Below are 3,467 nucleotides of genomic sequence, written 5' to 3' on the forward strand. Positions count from 1 at the left end.
CTGCCAGCGGCTGGTGCTCGTCTCCTTCCGCGAAGATCGCCACGTCATCAGGACCGATGTCGTGCTTGGCGATGCGATCCCAGCGCCGATGGATCATGGCCGGTCCGCCCCAGATCCGGAAGGCGTTCCAAAAGCGGTCATCCTTGAAGCCGACGTAGTGGACGCAGCGGGGAGGAAGCATTCCACAGCCTAAGGGCAGGGCTCGGGCTGCGCGAGCGGATCTTGCCGCCGCCGCTCACCCTGCGACCATGGAGACGCGCCCTTGGTCGCGGTACCGCCGCAACTGCGCGCCAAACGCCCCCTCGCTCGAGCCGGGCCGAAGGGGGAAACATGTTCGGGGCAGAGGTCTTCGTGGCGGTCGCGGGCGTTGTTGGTGCGATCGCGTTCATGCTGGCGGGGCGGCCCGCTTCCGATCGCTTCCTGCCATGGTGAGGCAGCGGCGCGACCGGGCCGCCTACCATGCTCGGAACGACCGCCCCATCCCCCAGACCCCGGCGGTGCCGGACAGAGCCAAGGCAACGGGCAGGAAGTGCCACCACCTGCCCGGTTTCACTTGAGGACGCGGACGCTCTTCGAAGATCGCAATGTAGCGCTCAAGCTGCTCAACCGGCGAGGCTTCCGGGTCTTAGGTCATCTCCCATCTCGACGGGTCGCCACCTCCCAGATCGGGATGCCCACCGGTGCGCCCGCCACGTTGCGGTATCCGCTCACGTTGCCGAACAAGATCCGGTTCGGTTCGATGCCGACGGCCTTGTGACCGCCCGTCATCATCAGTCCGCCTTCGTGGAGGTTGGCCCATGCGGTTGCGGCGAGATACCGGCCGGGTGGGGAGCCCGGGCGGAACGCGCCACAGGCATTGCGCCATTCAACCGCCAGGCTCGTAAGCGGCCCGGGTGTGGGTTCGGGAAGGAGCGTCGACGCTGCGGGTCGGAAAAGGCCGACGGCGTAGGGGCAATGGGTTGCTCCAGGCTTACCGATCACTGGGGCTTGAGCGTTCCCCGCTCGCACCAAAAGGATCGCGGCGGGAGCCGCATTCCGCTTCGTTCCGAGCCCGCTGATATCGTTGTCGAGCGCCGAGGTCGCGAACGGGCCTGCCTTCACGGCAGCGGCCAAGTTAATCCTGTCGTTGTCTCTGCCAAATCGATGGACTGGCGGAGCCATCTTGTTCAGCATCGCACATGAAGAGGTAAATGTATTCGCGCGGCTTAAACATGAAATTTACCAAAAATAAGCAATTTCATCGCACCACCGATCCAACTTAATCTGTTTCTCAGCGATCCGTAGCGAATTGCTCCAGGGGAGGTGCTGAGCATGTTGAGCCGGGCAGGTTTTGGGCGGTATCTACGGTGGACACGTTCGCCATGGCCGCTGGCAGCGCTGAACCTCCTGTGTGTGGTCGGCCTCTGTGCCGTCTCGGCTTTCATGCTCTGGGACATGCGCCGTGATGCCGAGCGTCGTGCAACAGCGGCCGCGCAGAGCCTCGTCCAGGTGCTCAGCCGCGATATCGCCCGCAGCGTCGCGATGTATGACCTCTCGCTGCGCGCGATCGTCGATGGCTGGCGCCTGCCAGCCGTCATGAACGCTGATCCGGAGACGCGCCAGCTCATCCTGTTCGACCGAGCCGCAAACGCTGAGAACTTCGGCCACACGCTCGTGTTCGACCGCACCGGCAAACTGATCATCAGCTCGAAGTCCCCTAACCCCGAGCCGCTCAGTTACGCGGACCGCGAGTACTTCCAGTACCATGCTACCCACACGGATTTAGGCCTGCACGTCAGCGCACCCATCGTGTCACGGCTCACCGGCCGGTGGGCGCTGATTATCAGCCGCCGCCTGTCCAACCCGGACGGCTCCTTCGCCGGCGTGGTGCTCGGCTCGATCTATCTCGACTACTTCCGCCAACTGTTTGCGGCCATAGATCCGGATCACGCCGGTTCGGTAACCCTGTATGGGCCCGGCGGCACCATCGTCATGCGTGAGCCCTTCGACGAGCAACTGGTGGGGCGCAGCGTCTCGGCCACCGATAGCTACCAGGGCATGCTGCAAACCCGGCAGGGCGTGTTCACAGGCCCGGCCATGATCGGCGAGGGCACACGCACCTTCGCATTTGCGCAGGTCGGCGAGTTGCCGCTGCAGCTGAGCATCGCGCTGACGGCCGAGGACATCTACGCGGCTTGGTGGCAGAAGGCGCTCGTGCTCGCAGCTGTGGTTCTGAGCCTGTGCGCCACCACCGTCGTGCTGACCACGCTTTTCCGGCGCGAGTTGACCCGGCGCAGGGCGGCGCAGCGCGCAACCGCCGCGCTGAACGCCGAGTTGCAGAAGCTGGCCAGTACGGACGCTCTGACGGGACTCGGCAACCGGCGTCGATTCGACGAAGTGCTGGCGCGTGAGTGTCAGCGGGCGACGCGCACCGGCAAGCCCCTGTCACTGCTGATTTTAGACGCCGATCACTTCAAAGGCTTCAACGATCGTTATGGGCATCAGCAGGGTGATGCGGCGCTGCAACTGATCGCCCAGGCGATGCATGGCACAATCCACGCGTCCTCGGACACCGCTTACCGCATAGGCGGCGAAGAGTTTTCGGTCATTCTGCCGGATACTGACGAGCCCGGTGCTGAAGCGGTGGCCAACCGCATCCGGCAGGTGGTACTCGCACAGGCGATGCCCCATGCCGGTAATTCGCATGGCCTGGTAACGGTCAGCTGCGGGGTTGCTTCGATACCGGCAGTTCGGGACATCGACCCGGTTGCCCTGATCGCGGCGGCAGATGCTGCCCTCTACGAGGCCAAGCGCCGCGGACGTAACCAGGTTCGAACCTCCACATCAGCCGGCCGCCACGTCTTCGTCATCGAAGGCGGACGGTAAGCTCAGGGCGACCGTGGTGGAACTCCCCTCAACAGAGGCACCCAGCGATCGCGTCCGCTCATCGCAACGGAAACGCCTACGCCACCAGTATACCGCACCGCGACGGTACACGTTGGAACAAATCGTCAACGGCCTGCCCTTGTGGACACGCGCGTGCAACAGCTCTGCGTACGATCGGCGCAGCCGCGAGAGCGGCCGATCACGGATCGCGATCAGATCAATGACTTAGCTGAGGCTTGGCTGGGGCGCCAGGATTCGAACCTGGGAATGGCGGTACCAAAAACCGCTGCCTTACCACTTGGCGACGCCCCATCGGCTCCAAGCCGCCGGTTGTCTAGACGGGCCGGGCAGGGCTGGCAACCGGCTTGAGCGGATCCGCCGCTTTCGACCGGCGTGGCGGGCTCCGGGCCGACATCACGTGCCGATCGGGCGCCCCTGCACCGGATCGGCGTGAGGTCCTATGCTCCGGTCGAACGGGAGAAGCGCGATGGCGATGGATGAGCGGGTGGCGGTCGTGACAGGGGCCGGGTCCGGCATCGGGCGGGCGGTCGCGCTCGGGCTGGCGCGGGCGGGGTGGCGGCTGGTGCTGGCCGGTCGGCGGG

The 3,467-nt window shown here is 65.2% G+C and carries 4 protein-coding genes and 1 tRNA gene; 2 read left to right on the top strand and 3 right to left on the bottom strand.

Annotated features, from left to right (window positions below; genetic code table 11):
- Positions 1-181: hypothetical protein (locus ABS772_RS26370; RefSeq protein ID WP_350397651.1), on the bottom strand; the 181-nt coding region annotated here is incomplete at its 3' end.
- 449 nt (positions 182-630) lie between these two features.
- Positions 631-876 carry a hypothetical protein gene (locus tag ABS772_RS26375; protein WP_350397653.1) on the bottom strand — a complete coding sequence of 82 codons (246 nt, stop codon included), beginning with the start codon at positions 874-876 and terminating at the stop codon, positions 631-633.
- Between the two features lie 546 nt (positions 877-1,422).
- Here ABS772_RS26375 and ABS772_RS26380 point away from each other — a divergent pair.
- Complete coding sequence (locus tag ABS772_RS26380; RefSeq protein WP_350397652.1) at positions 1,423-2,865, top strand: sensor domain-containing diguanylate cyclase; 1,443 nt, start codon at positions 1,423-1,425, stop codon at positions 2,863-2,865.
- Between the two features lie 237 nt (positions 2,866-3,102).
- On the opposite strand, the gene ABS772_RS26385 is transcribed toward ABS772_RS26380, so the two are convergent.
- Positions 3,103-3,177, bottom strand: a tRNA-Gln gene (locus ABS772_RS26385).
- A 175-nt stretch (positions 3,178-3,352) separates the two neighbouring features.
- Here ABS772_RS26385 and ABS772_RS26390 point away from each other — a divergent pair.
- On the top strand, positions 3,353-3,467 hold a 115-nt coding region (locus tag ABS772_RS26390), incomplete at its 3' end, for an SDR family NAD(P)-dependent oxidoreductase (RefSeq protein ID WP_350397654.1).

The organism is Methylorubrum podarium (assembly GCF_040270385.1).
GTDB classification, from domain to species: Bacteria; Pseudomonadota; Alphaproteobacteria; order Rhizobiales; family Beijerinckiaceae; genus Methylobacterium; species Methylobacterium podarium.